The organism is Kocuria sp. p3-SID1428 (genome assembly GCF_025149945.1).
Taxonomy (GTDB): Bacteria; Actinomycetota; Actinomycetes; order Actinomycetales; family Micrococcaceae; genus Kocuria.
In genome coordinates, this window is sequence record NZ_JALXVH010000018.1 from 1 (window position 1) to 19,344 (window position 19,344).

The following is a 19,344-nucleotide window of genomic DNA, read 5'->3' on the forward strand; positions in this document are numbered from 1 at the left end:
AGAACCTCACTTGAGGAAGTCCGGGAAGTCCAGCGAGTCCTTGCGACCCGAGGACTTGGGGGTGCCGCTCTCCGGGGGGAGATCGACGTCGAAGCCGGCGTCGTCCGGGACATCGTCGTTCGACGGGGTCGAGGAGGCCGCCGAGGCGCCGCCCCACGACCCCGCTGCCGAGCCGCCGAAGCCCGAGCCCTGGCCGCCGCGCTGGGCGGAGGAGCTCGAGGCCGTGGACGGAGCGCCCGCGCCGGCGCCGAAGGCGGCGCGGGTCGAGGCGGCCTGCTGCGCGGCCGGCGAGTTCGCGTTGGCGTTGGTCTCCTGCGAGAGGGAGTCGAAGCCTGCGGCGATCACGGTGACGCGGGCGCTGTCGCCCAGGGCGTCGTCGATGACCGCCCCGAAGATGATGTTGGCCTCCGGGTGGGCGACCTCCTGGACCAGGCGCGCGGCCTCGTTGATCTCGAACAGGCCGAGATCCGAGCCGCCCTGGATGGACAGCAGCACGCCGTGGGCGCCGTCGATCGAGGCCTCGAGCAGCGGCGAGGCGATCGCCAGCTCGGCGGCCTTGACGGCGCGGTCCTCGCCCTGGGCCGAGCCGATGCCCATGAGCGCGGAGCCCGCGCCCTGCATGACGGACTTGACGTCGGCGAAGTCGAGGTTGATCAGACCCGGCGTGGTGATCAGGTCGGTGATGCCCTGCACACCCGACAGCAGCACCTGGTCCGCGGACTTGAAGGCATCCAGCATGGACACGTTGCGGTCCGAGATGGACAGCAGGCGGTCGTTCGGGATCACGATGAGGGTGTCGACCTCATCGCGCATGGTCTCGATGCCGTTCTCCGCCTGGTTCGAGCGGCGACGGCCCTCGAAGGTGAACGGACGAGTGACCACGCCGATGGTCAGCGCGCCCAGCGAGCGAGCGATGCGCGCGACGACGGGGGCGCCGCCGGTGCCGGTTCCGCCGCCCTCGCCGGCGGTCACGAAGACCATGTCGGCCCCCTTCAGGACCTCCTCGATCTCCTCATGGTGATCCTCGGCCGCCTGGCGCCCGACATCCGGGTTGGCGCCGGCGCCCAGGCCGCGGGTCAGCTCGCGGCCGACATCGAGCTTGACGTCGGCATCCGACATCAGCAGCGCCTGGGCATCCGTGTTGATCGCGATGAACTCCACACCGCGGAGTCCCTCCTCGATCATGCGGTTGACGGCGTTGACGCCGCCGCCGCCGATGCCGACGACCTTGATGACGGCCAGATAGTTCTGGGGCGTGGTGTCCATGATCACCCTGTCTTGTTTCGGGGCCGCCGACCTGCATCGACGGTGGGGTCCGCGTTGATCCCCCAGCTTCAACCTTCGATTCAAGGTCGAGATATATGCCTGAGGGCTCATGCTCTGATTTCCGGGTCAGCCTAACAACCGACACGGCGTGGTCACGAGTTCGCGGCGCGTGTTGAGCGCATTGAGTCCCCGATCCGGGGACATCTGTTCAACTCTCACCTGAAAGTGCAAGGAAATACCGCGGGACGACTACTCAAGGACCGGGTGCCGGGGCGCGGAGACGTCATAGACCTCGACGGCGCCGGTGGCCTCCGAGGCATCCACGAGCTCGGCCAGGACCTCTGCCTTGAGCGCGCTGTCCGTGTCATCGCCCCAGCGCACCGTGACGTCGTCCTGCAGCTCGAGCATCACGACCCCGCCCGATTCGGCGCGCGCCGTGCGGACCTGCTCCAGCAGCGACGACGGCAGCGAGGCCAGCACGGAGCCGACCGTCTCCCAGTCCTCCGTGCCCAGCACCTCGGTCCCGCCGGCGATCACGGGGACCTGGATCTGCTCGCGGTCGGCGACCTGCTCGAGCTGCACTCCGTCGCGGTCTACGAGCTGCCAGCCATCGCCGTCAGCGATGGCGGCCACCGGGATCCGCTCCTGGACCTCGACCCGCAGGGTCCCGCTGCCGCCAGCACTGGTATCCACGGAGGCCACCGCCGGGAAGTCCGCGAGCAGGGACTGGACCTCATCGGCCGAGATCCGTGTCATGGACTTGCCCTCGAGCGGCTGCAGCGCCTCCTCGACCGCCGCCTGATCGCTCAGGGAGAGGCCCTCGATCTCCAGGGAGCGCACCGCGAACAGCGGGGAGAGGAAGACGGCCCACAGGATCAGGGCCACGACCAGCAGGGCCACTACGATGCGCACCAGGCGGCGCATCCGCGGGGAGAGCCGCCGCCCGCCATCATCGTGGCGCCCGCCGCCCTCCGAGCCCCTGGATCCGGAGCGGGACGAGCCCAGCTGCAGCGTGCGCCGCCAGTCGCTGAACTGCCCGCCGCCCGTGGGCACCGGCTCGAACTCGGACTCGCGCTGCTCATCGACAGCTGCGACCTTGCCCCGGCTGTTGACGCGCACCCGGGCAGACCCGCCGCGCCCCTCGGCGGACGAGGCCGGCTCGGATGTCGTCTCGGCGCGCGCCGAGTCCTGCTCGCGCAGGGTGCTCGCGCCCTCCGATGTGCCGTCGAAGCGCGGCTGGCGGGGCCGGGGTCCTCCTGCCATCAGGCCGAGGCCCCCGCCTGCCCGGTGTCCTCCAGCGCGCTGAGCAGGCCGGGGCCCAGAGCCGTGACGTCGCCGGCGCCGACCGTGAGCACCAGATCCCCCTGCCCGGCCTGAGCCGCGATCTGGGCGATCGCCTCCTGGGGATCGAAGGCGCTGCGCACCGACTCCCCTGCGGCATCGGCGATCAGCTCGGCGGAGACGCCCTCGAGAGGATCCTCCCGGGCAGCGTAGATCGGCAGGACCCAGGCCTGGTCCGCGAGCTCGAGCGCCTGGGCGAACTGCGCGGCGAAGGCCTGCGTGCGGGAGAACAGGTGCGGCTGGAAGACCACCAGGACGCGATGCTCCCCCGCGACCCGTCGGGCGGCGCTCAGCGCGGCGCGGACCTCGGTGGGGTGATGGGCGTAGTCGTCGATGACCCGCACGCCCCGGGCCTCGCCCTTGAGGTCGAAACGTCGATCGGAGCCGTGGAACCCGGCCAGCCCCCGCAGCGCGTCCTCGGCCGGGACCCCGGCGATCCGGGTGACCGCGAAGGCCGCCGCCGCGTTGAGCACGTTGTGCTCTCCGGGGACCTCCAGGCGCAGGCGGTGGCTCCAGCGATCGGCCCCCTCGCCCACGCTCAGCTCGGCGGTGGCCCCGATGCCCTCGGTGCGGATGTCGCTGAGACGGATCTGGGCGGAGGCGTCGGTGCCGTAGGTGACCACGCTGCCGCCGCGGCGGCGCACGGCCTCGGCGAGTCGGCGCGAGCCGGCATCGTCCTGGCAGGCCACCAGCGTGCCGCCGGAGCGCACGGTGCCGGCGAAGTCCTCGAAGGCCTGGAAGAACGCCTCCTCGGAGCCGTAGTGGTCCAGGTGGTCGGGCTCGATGTTGGTGACCACAGCGATCGTGGGCGCGTAGGAGAGGAAGGAGCCGTCGGACTCATCGGCCTCGGCCACGAACCAGCGGCCGCGGCCCAGATGGGCATTGGTGCCCAGATCGGCGACGTGCGCGCCGATGGCCCACGACGGGTCCTGCCCGCACTCCTGCAGAGCCACCGCGGCCATGGACGACGTGGTGGTCTTGCCGTGCGTGCCGGCCACGGCGACCACCTGGGAGCCGTGCATGGCCACGGCCAGCGCCTGGGAGCGGTGCAGCACGCGCAGCCCCGCCTCCCGAGCGGCCGCCAGTTCGGGGTTGGTCTCGCGGATCGCCGTGGAGATCACGACGGTCCGGGCCTCGGCGATGTTCTCGGCCGACTGCCCGATGCTGATGCGGGCACCGCGCTCGCGCAGCGCGTCGAGGCCGCGGGAGTCCTGGGCATCCGAGCCGGAGACGCTCACGCCGTGGGCGAGCAGCAGACGGGCGACGGCGGACATGCCCGCCCCGCCGATGCCGATCAGGTGGGTGCGGCCCAGGGCGGCGGGGTCGGTGTCCACGCCCATGGACTCGTTCGGGGACCCGGTTGCGGGATCAGTGCTCATGTCGTGCCTCCTGCAGGATCAGTTCAGCCATGGTCGCGTCCGCATCGCGCACGCCAGCCCCTCGAGCCGCACGGGTCATCTCGGCCAGGCCGTCGGGGGAAGTGAGCAGGGGCAGCACGTTCGCGCGGTACCACTCGGGGGTGAACTCCGAGTCCTCGACGAGCCGGGCGGCGCCTGCGGCCACGAGGGATCGGGCGTTGAGGGCCTGCTCGCCGTTGCCGATCGGCAGCGGCACGAAGATCGCCGGCAGGCCGACGGCGGCGACCTCGGAGACGGTGGCGGCTCCGGCGCGGGCGATCAGCAGATCGGCGGCGGCGTAGACGTCCTCCATGCCGTCGACGTACTCGACCTGCCGGTAGCCCTCCGCCTCGAGCGGGCGAAGGTCCGGGGTGAGCACCGGCTTGTCCCGGCCGGTGATGTGCAGCAGCTGGTAGCCGTGCTCGGCGATCCCCCGCACGATGCCCTGGATCGTGCGGTTGATGGCCACGGCTCCGGAGGATCCTCCCGTGACGATCACGGTCGTCCGGTCGGGCTCCAGGCCCAGTCGCAGACGTGCCTGACGCTGGGCGACCGAGCGGTCGAGCTGCGAGATCTCCCGGCGCATGGGCATCCCGACCGTGCGCGCGCCCTTCAGCGGGGTGTCGGGGAAGGCGGTGGCCACGACGGAGGCGAAGCGAGCTCCCACGCGGTTGGCCAGCCCCGGACGGGCATTGGCCTCGTGGATCACCACCGGCACACCACGACGACGGGCGGCCAGGTACATGGGCGTGCAGACGTAGCCGCCCACCCCCACCACCACGTCGGCCTGGCGGTCGTCGATGATCCGCCCGGCCTGGGTGATCGCCCCGCGCAGGCGCACGGGCAGCTTGAGCAGGTCGATGGAGGGACGGCGCGGCAGCGGGACGCGGTCGATGGTCTCCAGCGCCAGACCGGCGGCCGGGACCAGGCGGGTCTCCATGCCCGAGGCGGTGCCGACCGCAGTGACCTGCGCTGCGGGCTGCGCGCGCAGCACCGCCGCGGCGATCGCCAGCAGCGGCGACACGTGCCCCGCTGTGCCGCCGCCGGCCAGCACCACGCTCACGGGGCGCTGCGGCTCGGTCGGGTGGGGGTCGTGCTCGCTCATGCGGCTGCTCCTGCGGTGTACGGGACGTGCGTTCGGATCCGAGGGCTCAGGCGTCCCCTCGGCGGCGGATGACTCGTCCGCGGCGGATGTCATGGACCTCGGCGATGGGCTCGCGCTCATCATCGAGCAGGTCGTCGTAGCTGCCCTCGTCGTGGTAGGCATCGTACGCATCCTCGTCCGGCCGCGGCCGTCGGGGCGCGACGGCGCGAGAGCGCGGCGGCGGGATCGACTCGACCATGCCGACGGAGGGCCGACGGGCGAAGGACATCACCACGCCCACCGCCGACAGGCACATCAGCAGCGACGAACCGCCGTAGCTGATGAACGGCAGCGGCACGCCGATCACGGGCAGCACGGCGGTGACCATGCCGATGTTCACGAAGGCCTGCCCGATCAGCCAGGCCAGGATGCCGCCGGTGATGATGCGCTCGAAGCCCGAGGTGCAGCGCATCAGGACCCGGGCCATGGCCACCGCCATCACGGCGAACAGCGCCAGGATGCTCACGGTGCCGAGCAGCCCGAGCTCCTCGCCGATGATCGCGAAGATGAAGTCGTTGTGCGCCTCGGGGACGTAGTTGTACTTGGAGCGCGACTGCCCCAGGCCCACACCCCACCAGCCGCCGGTGGCCAGCGCGGAGAGTCCGTGCATGGCCTGGTAGCAGCCCGCCGAGGGGTCGCAGTCCCCGGTCAGCCAGGAGCTCACGCGCTCGAGGCGGTGCGGTGCGGAGATCACGAAGGCCAGTGACACGGCGGCGCCTGCGGCGAAGGCCGTGAGGATCCAGCGGATCGGCACACCGGCGAAGAACACCGCGGCCAGATAGATCAGCAGGAAGATGCCCGCCGTGCCCATGTCGCGGCCGTACATCACGAACGCCACCGGCACGACGACGGCCACGGCCGAGGGCCACAGTGCGTCCTTGAGCGTGCGGATGCGCCCGGCCACGCGACCGAGCCACACGCCGAGGGCCAGGATGCAGGTCAGCTTGGCGATCTCGGAGGGCTGCAGCGTCAAGCCGCCGATCGACAGCCAGTTCCGGTTGCCGCCGACCTCGATGCCGAACGGCACCACGAGCGCCAGGATGACCACGGAGATCCAGAACAGCAGGATCGCCAGGCGGCGCATGAGTCGGGCCGGCATGCGCGAGAGCACGAACATGGAGATCAGCCCCAGCCCGCCGAAGACCAGCTGACGCACGAACAATCCGTAGGCCGACTGCTCGGCCGAGATCGACTCGACGGCCGAAGCGGAGAGCACCATCATGGCGCCGATCGCGAAGAGCAGGACCGCGCTGATGGCCAGCGCGTAGTAGGACTGCAGCAGCGGGCCGGTGCGGATGCTGTCCTCGACTCGGCGCAACGGGCCGGGATGCCGGTCGATCCGGTCCCGCAGCCGGGTGGCGAGCCCCCCGGTCCTCGGGCTCACGAGAGGCGCTCCACCAGATCGGCCACGCTGCGCGCGAAGGCCTCGCCGCGGTGGCCGTAGTCCCGGAACTGGTCCATGGAGGCGGCCGCCGGGGCCATCAGCACGGTGTCGCCGTCCACGGCCACGCGGTGAGCGGCCTCGACGGCGGCGCGCATGACCGCCTCGCCGTCGCTGAGATCCTCCAGGCCCTCCGCGGCGCGCAGGATCGGCACCTCCGGGGCGGAGGCGGCAAGGGCCGCCTCGAGCCGCTCGTTGTCGGTGCCGATCAGCACGACGGCCCGCAGGCGTCCGGCGTGGGCGGCGACCAGCTCGGAGCTGTCCGTTCCCTTGGCCAGCCCGCCGGCGATCCACACCACCGGGTCGAAGGCCGACAGCGAGGCAGCGGCGGCGTGCGGGTTGGTGGCCTTGGAGTCATCGACCCACACCACGCCGAAGGTCTTGGCCACGGGCTGGATGCGGTGCCCGCCCGGTTCCCAGGCGGCCAGGCCGCGGGCGGTGTCCTCGCCGGAGACCCCGGCGGCACGGGCCAATGCGGCTGCGGCCAGCGCGTTGGTCACCCCGTGCGGGGTCGGCACGGGCTTGATCGACTCGACCAGCCCGACCTCCAGTGCCTGGTTGCGGCGGTCTGCCAGGAACGCGCGGTCCACGAGCAGCTCCTCGACCACGCCGAGCATGGAGATCTCCGGGTTGCCCGCCGTGAAGCCGATGGCCCGGCAGCCCTCCACGACGTCCGCCTCCTCGACCATCTCGCGGGTGCGAGGGTCGGCGACGCTGTAGACGGCGGCGACCTGGCAGTTCTCGTAGATCCGCGACTTGTCGGCCACGTAGTTCTCGAATCCCCCGTGCCAGTCCACGTGGTCCTCGGCCACGTTGAGGCACACCGCGGCCAGCGGGGAGACCGAGTGCGCCCAGTGCAGCTGGAAGCTCGACAGCTCGACGGCCAGGACGTCGTAGTCGACGGGGTCGCGCAGGGCATCGAGGATCGGGGTGCCCACGTTGCCCACGGCCAGCGCCTTGAGCCCGCCGGCCTGGAGCATGGCCTCGGCCATCTGCACGGTGGTGGTCTTGCCGTTGGTGCCGGTGATGCACACCCACTGGGCGGTGGGCCGCCCCGCCCGCTCGCGGAGGCGCCAGGCCAGCTCGACGTCGCCCCAGATCTGGATGCCGCGCGAGACGGCCTCGGCCAGGACGGTGTCGTCGGGACGGAAGCCCGGGGAGGTCACCACGAGCTGCGGGTCCTGGCCGTCGACCTGCGGCAGTCCTGCCACGGCCTCCGCGCCCAGCAGGACCTCGGCGGCGCCCACGATCCCCAGGGTCTCGGCCTTCTGCCGGTTGGCCTCGGAGTCCCGGCCGTCGATGACGACCACGCGGGCGCCGAGCTCGATCAGCGTGTCCGCGGCGGCGAAGCCCGACACGCCGATGCCCAGCACCACGACGCGAAGGTCCGCCCAGTCGGCGTCCCAGCTGGTCAGCGACGCCAGCCGGGGGTCGTCCAGGACGGGATTCTCGTTGCTGGCATGGATCACAGGAACGCGCCTCCGTTGGAGATGAGCCACTCGCCGTAGAACACCGCGAGCGCGACGGCAGTGAAGAGCCCGGCGATGATCCAGAAGCGCACGACGATCGTGACCTCCTGCCATCCCTTGAGCTCGAAGTGGTGCTGCAGGGGCGCCATCTTGAAGATGCGCTTGCCGCCGGAGAGCTTGAACCAGCCGACCTGCAGGATCACCGAGACGGTGATGAGCACGAACAGCCCCGCGATCAGCACGAGCAGCAGCTCCGTGCGAGTCAGGATCGCGAACGCCGCGAGAGCGCCGCCCAGGCCCAGGGAGCCGGTGTCGCCCATGAAGATCTTGGCCGGCGACGTGTTCCACCACAGGAAGCCGATCAGCGCTCCCACCAGGGCGGCGGCCAGGACGGTGAGGTCCGAGGGATCGCGCACGGTGTAGCACAGCCCGGGTCCGCCGTCTGCGCACAGGTGGTCCGTCTGCCACAGGCTGATCATGAGGTAGCCGGAGAAGACGAGGATCGATGCGCCCGTGGCCAGGCCGTCGAGCCCGTCGGTGAGGTTGACGGCGTTGGTGGTCGCTGTCGCGATGAGGTTGACCCACACGATGTAGAGGATCAGGCCCAGGATCACGAGCACGACGGTGCGCTCGGAGCTCAGGGCCTCGACGAGCCCGCCGCCCAGCTGGCCGAGGCCCAGGTCCAGACCGGTGTCGCGGGTCAGCGAGACCTCGGTCGAGCCGGGGGTGCGGCCCTGCTGGTCGGGCAGCATCAGCGTGAGCACCGCGAAGATCGTGCCGATCGTGCCCTGAAGCGCGATCTTGCCGCCGGGGCTCAGGCCCAGGTTCTGCTTCTTGGTGATCTTCTTGGCATCGTCGATCCCTCCGACAAAGCCCATGCCGAGCATGAGGAAGGCGGCCAGCAGCCCGGAGGCGGTGGGCCCGATCCACTGTCCCGTGAACAGCCCGACGACGGTTTGCGAGATCAGGTAGGCGAGCACGGCCGAGCCCAGGATCGCCACGCCGCCCATGGTGGGCGTGCCGCGCTTGGTCTGGTGGCTCGAGGGCCCGTCCTCGCGGATGAACTGGCCGTAGCCGCGGCTGGCCAGGAAGCGGATGAACAGCGGGGTGCCCAGGATCGACAGGATCAGACCCAGTGCTGCGGCGACGATGATCTGGATCATGCTCGGCCTCCCTCGCCGGCGCCGGCGACCCGGTCGCCGAGCGTCTTGAGCCCCGCGGAGTTCGAGGACTTGAACAGGACGATGTCTCCGGGTCGGAGGTTCTCTGCCAGGAAGGCCTCGGCCTCCTGGAGGTCCTCGACCCAGGCCGCCTCCTCGCCCCACGAGCCCTCGAGCTGAGCGGTGATGTAGGTGGGCCGCGCCAGCGGCCCCACGGCCAGCAGCCGGGAGATGTTGTAGCGCACCACGAGCGAGCCCAGTCGGTTGTGCTCCTCGACCGAGCTGTCGCCGAGCTCGTACATCTCCCCGAGCACGGCCCAGGTGCGGCGGTGCTGCGGCGAGTCCTGCGGCCCGCCCATGCGCGCCAGGGTCTGCAGCGCCCCTGCCATGGACTGCGGGTTGGCGTTGTAGGCGTCGTTGAGCACCGTCACGCCGTCGGGGCGCTCGGTGCGCTCCATGCGCCAGCGGCTGCCCGGGCCCAGGCCCTGCAGCACGACGGCGATCGTGGCGGCGGGGACGCCTGCCATCGAGGCGGCGGAGGCCGCGGCCAGGATATTGGAGACGTGGTGCTCGCCGATCAGCCCGGAGACCACGTGGTGCACGGAGCCGTCGGCGAAGTGCAGGTCCAGGGACGGGTGCCCGTCGTCGTCGGTCGAGATCCCGTCTGCCCACACGCGAGCCGCCGGGACCTCCGGGAGGATGCTCTGCTGCCCGGTGCCGAAGAACACGATCGGCGCCTGGGTGCGCGTGTGCATGGCGCGCACGCGGTCGTCGTCGTCGTTGAGGATCGCCACGCCGTCCGCGGACAGCGACTCGACCATCTCGCCCTTGGCGATTGCGATGTTCTCCACGCCGCCGAACTCGCCGGCGTGCGCGGAGCCCACGCACAGCACGGTTCCCACGTCCGGGGAGACCATCCGGCACAGATAGGAGATATTGCCGATGTGGGTGGCGCCCATCTCCACGACGAGGTACTCGGTGGACGCATCCGTGCGGAACACGGTCAGCGGCACGCCGACCTCGCCGTTGTAGGAGCCCTGCGGGGCCACGGTGGGACCCATCTCGGAGAGGATCGAGCGCAGCAGGTCCTTGGTGGTCGTCTTGCCGACCGAGCCGGTGACCGCGACCACCTTGAGGCCGTTGTCCTTGCGCAGCATGCGCACCACCGCGGAGGCCAGGACGCCCATGGCCTCCACGACATCCGGCACGCGCACCGACGGGAAGACGGTGCCGTCCTCGGCGGCGACCTCGCGCTCCACGAGCGCCAGCGGGGAGCCGGCTGCGAAGGCGGCGGCCACGAAGCGGTGGCCGTCGGTGACCTCCCCGGGCTTGGCGACGAACAGGGTCGCCTCCCCCGCCTCGCGGGAGTCGGTCGTCACGTGCTCGACGACGGGGCCGTCCTGCTGCGGCTCCAGCCCCAGCAGCTCGCCTCCGACGATCTCGGCGATGCGCCTGGCATTGAGAGGGATCACGAGCGCCCCCACCGTCCTTCCTGCGTGTCGTGGAGCGCGTCGCGCAGCTCCTGCCGATCATCCAGGGGATGGTCGACGCCTGCTATCTCCTGAGTCGTCTCATGTCCTCGCCCGGCGACCAGGATCGAGTCGCGCGGCCCGGCCACGGCGACCGCCGTGCGGATGGCCGTGGCGCGCGGGAAGATCTCCTCGATCTCGGTGGCGCGAGCGGCGCCCTCCTCGCGGGCCTGCAGGGCTCCGGCGATGACCTCGGCGCGGATCCCTGCGGGGTCCTCGTCGTGGGGGTCGTCATCGGTCACGATCACCACGTCCGCGCCCTGGGCTGCGATCCGGCCCATGAACGGGCGCTTGGTGGTGTCACGCTGCCCCGTGGCGCCGAAGACCACGATCACGCGGCCGTCCCCCTCGGGCGGATCGACCGCCTCCAGTGCACGGGTCAGCGCGTCCGGGTTGTGCGCGAAGTCCACGACGGCGGTCGGCTCGCTGCTGATCAGCTGCATGCGCCCGGGCACGTCCGTGGTCAGGGGGTCGTGGTCATCCAGCGCGGTCTGCAGGGCCTGCAGCGGCACGCCGGAGGCCAGCACCATGACGACGGCCAGGGCGGCGTTGGCGACGTTGAACTCGCCGGGAAGCCCGGTCGACACGCGCAGCCGGCGGCCGTCGCGGTGCACCAGCTCGAAGCGGTGGCCCACCCCGCGGCGGGACAGCTCGCTGAGCGTCCAGTCGGCGCCGTGGCGGTGCGGGCCGCGGTCGCGATCCTCGACGATCCCGCCGCGCAGTGCGATGACCTCCACGGCCTCGGCGCCGAGCTCCTCTCGGGCCCGGCGGGCCATGCGCAGGCCCCACTGGTCCTGGTCATCGGCCACCACGATCACGGCGCGGTCCGTGCGAGGGGCGGTGAACAGCTGGGCCTTGACCTCGAAGTAGGCCTCCATGGACCCGTGCAGGTCCAGGTGGTCCTGGGTCAGGTTGGTGAACCCGGTGACGTCGTAGTGCACGCCGTCCACGCGATGGAACTCGAGAGCATGGGAGGAGACCTCCATGGAGGCCCCGGTCATGCCGGCCTCGCGCATGACGGCCAGCAGGGCATGCACCGACGGCGCCTCCGGCGTGGTCAGCAGCGACGGGATGCGCTGATCGCCGGCGAGGATCTCGATTGTGCCGATCAGCCCGGTCGTGCGGCCCAGGGCCTTCTGGATCGAGTTGAGGAAGTACGTGGTGGTGGTCTTGCCGTTCGTGCCGGTCACGCCGAACAGCGGCATGCGTGCGCGCGCGTCCTGTGTGCCGCCGTAGAGCGCGGCGCTGATCTCGCCCATGTGCTCGCGCGGCACCGCCGCCACGATCACCGGGACGCCGAGCGGGCCCAGAGCGCGGATCTGCTCGAGCCCGGCCTCATCGGTGAGCACGGCAGCGGCCCCGGAGCCGATCGCGGCGGCGGCGAATCCCGCGCCGTGGAACCGGGCACCGGGAAGGGCCGCGTAGAGATCTCCGGGCTGCACCGAGCGGGAGTCGATGCTGATGCCTCGGACAGGGAACGGCTCCTGCGCACTGTCGTGCGCCTCGGGTGTCTCCAGGCGCGCGCCGATCCGCTGGGCCAGCTCGGCGGCCGGCAGCGAAGCAGCGCCGCGGGGCCGCAGACGGGCCGCGTCCAGACCCGGCTCGGGCAGGTTCTGCATGTCGTCCTTCCTCGGATCGGCCGGTGGGAGCCGGCCGTTCCCTCGATGCGGGCCCCGTTCGGAGCCCATCGGTCGCGGACAGCGCTTCCCCCTGCCCGCCGAGGACGCCCGACCTCGAGGACGGCGGGGAAGAGCCGTATTCCGGACGTGGCGAGTCTAGTCCGGCAACTGATGCCGCACGCTGAGATCGCCCGCGCGGCGTCCACTCAGGCGATGCCGGTCGGCGTATCCGCCAGCTCCTCGTTGCGATCGGCGTCCTCGCCGAAGAACTTGGGCAGACCGACCGCACCGCCGGTCGAGGGCGGGACGCCGTAGTGGCGCAGCACCTGGCCCATGATCTCGGCGAAGACTGATGAGGCGCCGATCGCGGACACCGCCCCCTCCGGCTTGTGGATGGTGGTCGCCACGACATACTGCGGATCCTCCATGGGGCCGATGCCGGCGAAGGATGTGGTGTAGCCGTCGTAGCCGCCCTCGGCGCTGGCGGCCTCGGCCGTGCCCGACTTGCCGCCCACCCGGTAGCCGTCGGTGGCGGCATCCGGGGCGCCGCCGACGGTGATCACGGACTCCATCATCTCGCGCAGCTGCTGAGCGGTCTCGGCGGAGAAGATCTGGCGCCCCTCCGGGGGCTCCAGCTCGGTGCGGGTGCCGTCGGGGTCGATGATCGCCTGCAGGAGCCGAGGCTCGATCTGCAGGCCGTCGTTGCCGACCGCCTGGAAGATGGTGGAGGTGCGCAGCGGCGACTGGGAGACGCCCTGGCCGAAGAGCACCGTGTACTGCTGCCGGACATCCCAGTCCTCCCAGTCTGCGAGCAGCCCCGGGGACTCGCCGGGCAGCTCGATGCCCGTCAGCTCCCCCACCCCGAACTTCTTCATCCAGTCATAGCGGCCCTGCCGGTCCAGGCGCGAGCCCACCAGCACGGTGCCGGTGTTCATGGAGTCGGCGATGATCCCGGCGAAGGTGCGATCCTCCTCGCGGTGTTCGAAGGCATCCGTGATCGTCTGCCCGTCGATCTCCAGCTCCGGGGGCACGGTGATCTCGGAGTCCTTCTCGGCATGGCCGGTGTCGATCGCCGCCGCCGCCGTGAGGATCTTCTGGGTGGAGCCCGGCTCCACGGCCGAGGCGACGCTGCGCGGCTGGAAGTCGCCCTCATCCTCGGTGCGCCCCGTGTCGTTGGGGTCGACCATCGACGAGTCCGCCAGCGCCAGGACCGCCCCGTCCGAGATCCGCAGCACGATCGCCGTGCCCCACTGCGCGCTGAGCTCCTCCACGCGGCGGGCGATCGCCTGCTGGGCATAGAACTGGACATCGCGGTCCAGGGACAGCTCGATCGACGAGCCGTCCTGCGCGGTCGTCTCGTCCTGCGGAGCGACCGGGATGCGGACACCGTCGGCGCCGATCTCGAAGCTTCGCTCGCCGTCGATGCCCCGCAGGTGCTCGTCCTGAGTCAGCTCGAGGCCGCCCAGGGCCTCGCCCTCGGCCCCGACGAACCCCACGACGGAGCCGGCCAGCGAGCCGTTGGGGTAGCTGCGCTGGGCCACCGGCTCGGCGGTCACGTATCCCACGCGCAGGTCCGTGATGCGGTTCCACTGCTCGGGAGTCGCGTCGCGGAACAGGTACTCGAAGTTCTTGCGCTGCTCGACCGGCACCTCCGTGTCCCCCTGCAGCGTCTCCTTGACCTCCTGATCCGACATCCCGAGGATGTCCGCCAGGCGCCGGATCGCCTCCAGGACGGTGAGCTCCTCGGTCGTGCCGTCCGGGTTCTGCATCACCACGTCCTGCACGATCGTCTGATCGACCGCGATGTCGTAGCGCTGGATGCTGCGCGCCAGCACCGCCCCGTTGCGGTCCAGGATCTCGCCGCGCTGTGCGGGGATGACCTCGACGCGCAGGCGGCTGGCCTCGGCTCGAGCTGCCTGCCCGCGCAGATCCAGCCCCTGGACGTACACGAGCCGCAGCGCGAGCACCACCAGGGCCAGCAGGCCGATCAGCAGGCCCACGAACTCGCGGCGGCCCATGCCGCCGGCGCTGCCGCTGTCATCGCGCGTGCTTCCGCTCACTGGCCTGCTCCTTCCTGCGCGGTGTCGTCCTGGACTGCCTCCTGTGCCGGTCCGCTCAGCGGCGTGTGGCCCTCGGGAGCCTCCGGATTCCCGTCCCCGCTGCTCGTCTGCTCCTGTGCGGCAGAGCTGTCACCGCGCTGCTGCGGTGCGGGGATCGTGCCGCCGTGGAGCTCGACGTCGTCCTCGGCCTCGCGGGCGCTGTCGAGCTGGTCCTCGGCCTCGGACTCCGAGGAGGGCAGAGCATCGCGACGCGCGCGCTCCTCCTTCTGGGCCTGCTCGGCCGCTGAGGATCCGGACTGGATCGGCGCCGGGATGGCGATGTCGAGCTCGTCGTCGGCCTCGGGGGCGGGAACGGCCTGGCCGGTCACCTCTCCTGTGCTCAGATCGACCACTCCCTGCTCGGTGGGAGCGGGCACCAAGCCCTCCTCCCGGGCGCTGCGGGCCAGGTTCTGCGGTGCCTGGTGGAACTCGAGATCCTGGGTCAGCGACTCGTTCTGCTGATCCAGGGCCTCCTCCTGATTGCGCAGCTCGACCATGCGGTACTGCCCGTCGGTGATCCGCACCGTCATCAGCAGGATCACCGCGAAGGTCCCCAGCACCACCAGCAGGGCCGCCGAGACCGGGATCAGTCGCGACCACATGGCGCGTCGGGCGGCGCGCTGGTGCTCGGGGAGCCGGGCACGACGGCGCGGCAGGCGCAGCCGTGGGCGCCCTGGCGTCCTGCCCGCTGCTGTGCTCATGAGTGCTTTCCGTGCCTGGTGTCCGGTCTGATCCGCTCCGCGGCGCGCAGCCGCGCCGAGGCCGCCCTCGGGTTCGCCTCGATCTCCTCGGCGGTCGGCGTGTGGGTGCCGCGGGTGATCATGCGGAAGGTCGGCTTGTGCTCCTCGAGCTCGACCGGCAGGCCCTTGGGCGCCGAGGAGCGTGAGCGGGCGGCCAGCTCCTGCTTGACCATCTTGTCCTCGAGCGAGTGGTAGCTCATGGCAGCGACGCGCCCTCCGAGCCTGAGAGCATCCAGGGCATTCGGCACAGCGCGGCTGAGCACCTCCAGCTCCTGATTGACCTCGATGCGCAGCGCCTGGAACGTCTGCTTGGCCGGGTGGCCCTTCTTGTGCAGGGCCGCGGCGGGCTTGGCCGCCCGGACGATCTCCACGAGCTCGCCGGTGGTCGACAGCCGCCGGTGCTCGCGCGCCTGGACGATCCCCCGTGCGATGCGCTGGGCGAAGCGCTCCTCGCCCCAGTCGCGCAGGATGCGGCGCAGGTCCTGCTCCGAGTACTCCCTGACGATCTCTCGTGCCGTGAGATCGGCCGTGGAATCCATCCGCATGTCCAGCGGCGCATCGTAGGAGTAGGCGAACCCGCGCTCGCGCTCGTCGAGCTGCATCGAGGAGACGCCGAGGTCGAAGAGGATGCCGTCGGCAGCCTCGAATCCGGCCTGCGCGAGGGCATGGTCGATCTCGTCGTAGGTGGTGTGGACCGGGAAGAAGCGCTCGGACCAGGACTGCAGGCGGCGCCCGGCCAGGCGCAGGGCCTCCGAGTCGCGGTCGATGCCCACCAGTCGCACCTCCGGGAAGCGGCGCAGGATGGCCTCGCTGTGCCCGCCCATGCCGAGCGTGGCGTCGATGACCACGGGCGCAGGACCCTCCAATGCGGGGGCGAGCAGGTCCAGGCAGGCCTCGAGAAGGACGGGGACGTGCCGGTCGCCGGCGGGGCGCTCGAGATCGTCCATGGCTCGTCCTCCTGATGCTCGGCGAGGCGCGAGGGACGCGCCGCGACCGGGTGCTCATGCTGGCATCCCGACGACCGCCCACCCTATCGGGCACGGGCGACTGCGAGGCCTCGGCGGGGCCGGTGAGCGCGATGATCCGCGCCACCACCGCACGCCCGGTCCGAGGCCGTCCCGGCGCAGGTGCGCAACGACGACGAGCACCGCATCCGGTGCTCCAGAGCGAGAACCCCAACCGCTGACCATCCCTCGAATCCGGCCTGGCTCAGGGGAAGGTGAGTCAGGACGGGAATGGCAGTGCGGGTGGAGATCCCATCCGGGAGATCCCGATGCAGTGCTCGTGGCGCCGCGTCTGCGGTCCGCCTCTCGGCGGTCCAGGTCGTTCAGAAGAGTCCGGGGATGACTTCCTCCTCGGTGTCCGAGAAGGCCGCCTCCTGCTCCTCCAGGTACTGCTGCCATGCCGCGGCGTCCCAGATCTCGGCCCGGGAGCCCGCGCCGACGACGGCGAGCTCGCGATCCAGACCTGCGTACTGGCGCAGCGGTGCAGGGACGGTCACCCGACCCTGCTTGTCCGGCACCTCGTCCGAGGCGCCCGAGAGGAACACGCGGATGTAGTCACGGGCCTGCTTGGAGGACAGCGGGGCCGCCCTCATCTGCTCGTGCACCCTCTCGAACTCAGCAGCGCTGAAGACGTAGAGGCACCGCTCCTGGCCCCTGGTGAGGACCAGTCCGTCCGCCAGCTCCTCTCGGAACTTGGCCGGAAGGATCAGCCGCCCCTTCTCGTCCAGGCGTGGGGAGTGCGTTCCGAGGAACATGCCCACCGCCGTTCGGATCCGGATGACGTCTGATTCGCTCTCGTGTACACCACTTTACTCCACCTTCCTCCACCGTCAATCGAGAATGCCCGCCGCAGGCGGGTTCTGGGGCCATTGCGCGTCGATCCAGCTCTCGAAGGCGAGGGCGTCTCTCCTTGTCACAGCTGGGTGGAGGCGCCCTGGGAGGCGAAGTGGGGCGCTGGGGAGGGATTCGCGCGACCCTCCCCCACCGCAGCGAGCAACCGACCCGTCCCCCGGTCGGCCGACGACCTCTCGCCGCACCGAGATTCCAGCGATCAAGCGGATCCGGGCCGCGCGGGATCCGACCGGGACGCGGCCGACGGCATCGGTGGAGGGAAGTGGGGTGGGGCTGGGGAGGGAAGTGGGGCAGTGCTGGGGCAGGAGGAGGCGCGCGGGCAGACGGCTGCGGCATGACGAAGGCCCCCGTCCTCACGGACGGGGGCCTTCGAGTGGTCTGTGCGCGGCTCAGCTGCCGGAGCGGCGCTCGTCCCAGCGATCCTCGAGGTTGCGCATGAAGCCGGACTGCGGCTTCTTGGCCGCAGTCGCCTTGGCTTTGGTGCCGCCCTGCGAGGAGTCCGATGACTCGGAGCCCTGGGTGGTCGTGGCGCGCGTGGAGGCCCAGTAGACCCCGAAGGACATGATCAGGAACCCGAGGACGCCCACCAGGATGGAGTTCAGGGCCACGCCACCGACCACGACGCCCAGTCCGACGACGCCGATGACGGCTCCGAGCACGAGGGCGCGCGTGGAGAAGGTGGGCTTCACGGGTCGCGAGTCCATCTGGCTCACGAACTGCGGGTCATCCGCGTTGAGCTGCTGCTCCAGCTGAGCCAGCAGCTGCTGCTCGCGCTCCGAAAGGGCCACGACGTCCCTCCTGGGGGGTCTGCTTCTGAGGATCAGGGACACGGCCTGGTCCCTGCGATGAGGCGAGTCTACCCGCAAGGCCTCCCGCACGGCACGTGCATGTCACATGCCGCTCATCCACGGCCCCGCGGCCGCGGCTTCCGGGCGCTGTCGGCAGCGGGATCGTCGCGGTGGCCGGCGCGCAGCTCGCGCCGTCCGACCGTGCTGCGCGGCGGGCGCAGCATGGAGGCAGGTCCCAGGACGGCGCCGCCGAAGCGCTCGCGCGCCCTGTCCATGGCCGACTCGGCGGCGGCCCATTCCTCCTCCCGTCCGTCGAGGCTGAGCTGCATGGCGGAATCGGCGTCCTCGAGGGACTCGGCCCGCACGCCGATCAGGCGCACCGCGCTGGGCAGCGGCAGCTCGGCCGACAGCAGCTCCTCGGCGTAGGTGTAGAGGTCGTGGCCGGAGGTGAAGGGGTGGGTCACCGTCCGCGAGCGCGAGATGGTGGTGAAATCCTCCCACCGCAGCTTCAGCCCCACCCGGCGGGCTCGCAGTCCCTGGCGGCGCAGACGCGCTGCCGTGCGGTGGCACAGCCCGAGCAGCTCGCGGCGCAGGGTCTCGATGTCACGGACGTCGGTTTCGAAGGTCTGCTCCGCCCCCAGGCTCTTCTCCTCGCGCTGCGGGGTGACCGGACGGGGGTCCACACCGTGGGCCAGTGCGTGCAGGTGCGCGCCGCTGGCCGGACCGACCACGCGGGCGAGCTGCTGCGGGGTGCGCTGGGCGATCTCGCCCACCGTGCGCAGCCCGGCGCGCCGCAGCGCCTCCTCGGTCCGCTCGCCCACGCCCCACAGAGCCCCGACGGGCAGCTCGGCCATGAACGCCACGGTGTCCTGGGCGCGCACAAGCAGCAGCCCGTCCGGCTTGGAGCGGGTGGAGGCGATCTTGGCGACGGTCTTGGAGGCGCCGATGCCCACCGAGGCGGTCAGCCCCGTCTCCCGCTGGATCCGGGACCGCAGCTGGCGAGCGATCTGCACCGGCGAGCCCAGCCGGCGGATGGCCCCGGAGACGTCCAGGAAGGCCTCGTCCACGCTGATCTGCTCCACCAGGTGCGTGAGATCGTGGAACATGGCCATGACCTGCTCCGAGTAGGCCGGGTAGTCCGCGTAGGACGGATCCAGCAGGATGCCTTGCGGGCACATGGCCCGCGCGCGGGAGACCGGCATGCCGGAGCGCACGCCGAAGGCCCGGGCCTCATACGAGGCGGACAGGACCACCGAGCGCCCGGAGTCCCGGGCGACGATCACCGGCTTGCCCACCAGGTCCGGGCGCTCCAGCAGGCCGACGGCCACGAAGAACATGTCGAGATCGACGTGCATGATGGCAGCGCTGCGCCACTGCTCGAGCTGCTGAGCGCTCATGCGCCCCCTCCCCTGCTGGAATCTCCCGGTGGCTGGGGTCCCGGCCGCCTGGCACGGCAACCCGCGGGCTACCCTGGCCGCAGGCGCTGTCCGACCGG

General features: G+C 71.3%; 15 protein-coding genes. All 15 read right to left on the reverse strand.

Annotation, left to right across the window (positions count from 1 at the left end; genetic code table 11):
• Nucleotides 1-6: 6 nt before the first annotated feature.
• Entirely contained in the window at nucleotides 7-1,266 is a 1,260-nt protein-coding gene (gene ftsZ / locus M3E84_RS05560) for a cell division protein FtsZ (protein WP_259895150.1), read from the reverse strand.
• 249 nt (nucleotides 1,267-1,515) lie between these two features.
• On the reverse strand, nucleotides 1,516-2,529 hold the full coding sequence (locus tag M3E84_RS05565) for a cell division protein FtsQ/DivIB (protein WP_259895152.1): 1,014 nt from the start codon (nucleotides 2,527-2,529) through the stop codon (nucleotides 1,516-1,518).
• On the reverse strand, nucleotides 2,529-3,986 hold the full coding sequence (gene murC / locus M3E84_RS05570; protein ID WP_259895154.1) for a UDP-N-acetylmuramate--L-alanine ligase: 1,458 nt from the start codon (nucleotides 3,984-3,986) through the stop codon (nucleotides 2,529-2,531). Before murC ends, M3E84_RS05565 begins: the two co-directional genes overlap by 1 nt.
• Nucleotides 3,976-5,109: an undecaprenyldiphospho-muramoylpentapeptide beta-N-acetylglucosaminyltransferase gene (gene murG / locus M3E84_RS05575; RefSeq protein ID WP_259895156.1), complete on the reverse strand. Its 1,134-nt coding sequence runs from the start codon at nucleotides 5,107-5,109 to the stop codon at nucleotides 3,976-3,978. The genes murC and murG overlap by 11 nt, the downstream gene beginning before the upstream one ends.
• Before the next feature lie 46 nt (nucleotides 5,110-5,155).
• On the reverse strand, nucleotides 5,156-6,532 hold the full coding sequence (ftsW, locus tag M3E84_RS05580) for a putative lipid II flippase FtsW (RefSeq protein WP_259895158.1): 1,377 nt from the start codon (nucleotides 6,530-6,532) through the stop codon (nucleotides 5,156-5,158).
• Nucleotides 6,529-8,058 carry a UDP-N-acetylmuramoyl-L-alanine--D-glutamate ligase gene (gene murD / locus M3E84_RS05585; protein ID WP_259895160.1) on the reverse strand — a complete coding sequence of 510 codons (1,530 nt, stop codon included), beginning with the start codon at nucleotides 8,056-8,058 and terminating at the stop codon, nucleotides 6,529-6,531. Before murD ends, ftsW begins: the two co-directional genes overlap by 4 nt.
• Nucleotides 8,055-9,221 carry a phospho-N-acetylmuramoyl-pentapeptide-transferase gene (gene mraY, locus M3E84_RS05590; RefSeq protein WP_259895163.1) on the reverse strand — a complete coding sequence of 389 codons (1,167 nt, stop codon included), beginning with the start codon at nucleotides 9,219-9,221 and terminating at the stop codon, nucleotides 8,055-8,057. The genes murD and mraY overlap by 4 nt, the downstream gene beginning before the upstream one ends.
• Nucleotides 9,218-10,690, reverse strand: coding sequence for a UDP-N-acetylmuramoyl-tripeptide--D-alanyl-D-alanine ligase (gene murF / locus M3E84_RS05595; protein WP_259895164.1), 1,473 nt, complete (start codon nucleotides 10,688-10,690; stop codon nucleotides 9,218-9,220). Before murF ends, mraY begins: the two co-directional genes overlap by 4 nt.
• Nucleotides 10,687-12,366: a UDP-N-acetylmuramoyl-L-alanyl-D-glutamate--2,6-diaminopimelate ligase gene (locus M3E84_RS05600; protein WP_259895166.1), complete on the reverse strand. Its 1,680-nt coding sequence runs from the start codon at nucleotides 12,364-12,366 to the stop codon at nucleotides 10,687-10,689. Before M3E84_RS05600 ends, murF begins: the two co-directional genes overlap by 4 nt.
• A 206-nt stretch (nucleotides 12,367-12,572) precedes the next feature.
• A complete protein-coding gene (locus M3E84_RS05605; protein WP_259895167.1) occupies nucleotides 12,573-14,426 on the reverse strand; it encodes a penicillin-binding protein 2 in 1,854 nt (617 codons plus the stop codon).
• On the reverse strand, nucleotides 14,423-15,166 hold the full coding sequence (locus M3E84_RS05610) for a hypothetical protein (RefSeq protein WP_259895169.1): 744 nt from the start codon (nucleotides 15,164-15,166) through the stop codon (nucleotides 14,423-14,425). The genes M3E84_RS05605 and M3E84_RS05610 overlap by 4 nt, the downstream gene beginning before the upstream one ends.
• On the reverse strand, nucleotides 15,163-16,152 hold the full coding sequence (rsmH, locus tag M3E84_RS05615; protein WP_259895171.1) for a 16S rRNA (cytosine(1402)-N(4))-methyltransferase RsmH: 990 nt from the start codon (nucleotides 16,150-16,152) through the stop codon (nucleotides 15,163-15,165). The genes M3E84_RS05610 and rsmH overlap by 4 nt, the downstream gene beginning before the upstream one ends.
• A gap of 380 nt (nucleotides 16,153-16,532) precedes the next feature.
• On the reverse strand, nucleotides 16,533-16,964 hold the full coding sequence (mraZ, locus tag M3E84_RS05620) for a division/cell wall cluster transcriptional repressor MraZ (RefSeq protein WP_259895172.1): 432 nt from the start codon (nucleotides 16,962-16,964) through the stop codon (nucleotides 16,533-16,535).
• Between the two features lie 486 nt (nucleotides 16,965-17,450).
• On the reverse strand, nucleotides 17,451-17,849 hold the full coding sequence (locus M3E84_RS05625; RefSeq protein ID WP_259895174.1) for a DUF3040 domain-containing protein: 399 nt from the start codon (nucleotides 17,847-17,849) through the stop codon (nucleotides 17,451-17,453).
• Between the two features lie 113 nt (nucleotides 17,850-17,962).
• Nucleotides 17,963-19,246: a DNA polymerase IV gene (gene dinB / locus M3E84_RS05630; protein WP_259895176.1), complete on the reverse strand. Its 1,284-nt coding sequence runs from the start codon at nucleotides 19,244-19,246 to the stop codon at nucleotides 17,963-17,965.
• Nucleotides 19,247-19,344: the final 98 nt, after the last annotated feature.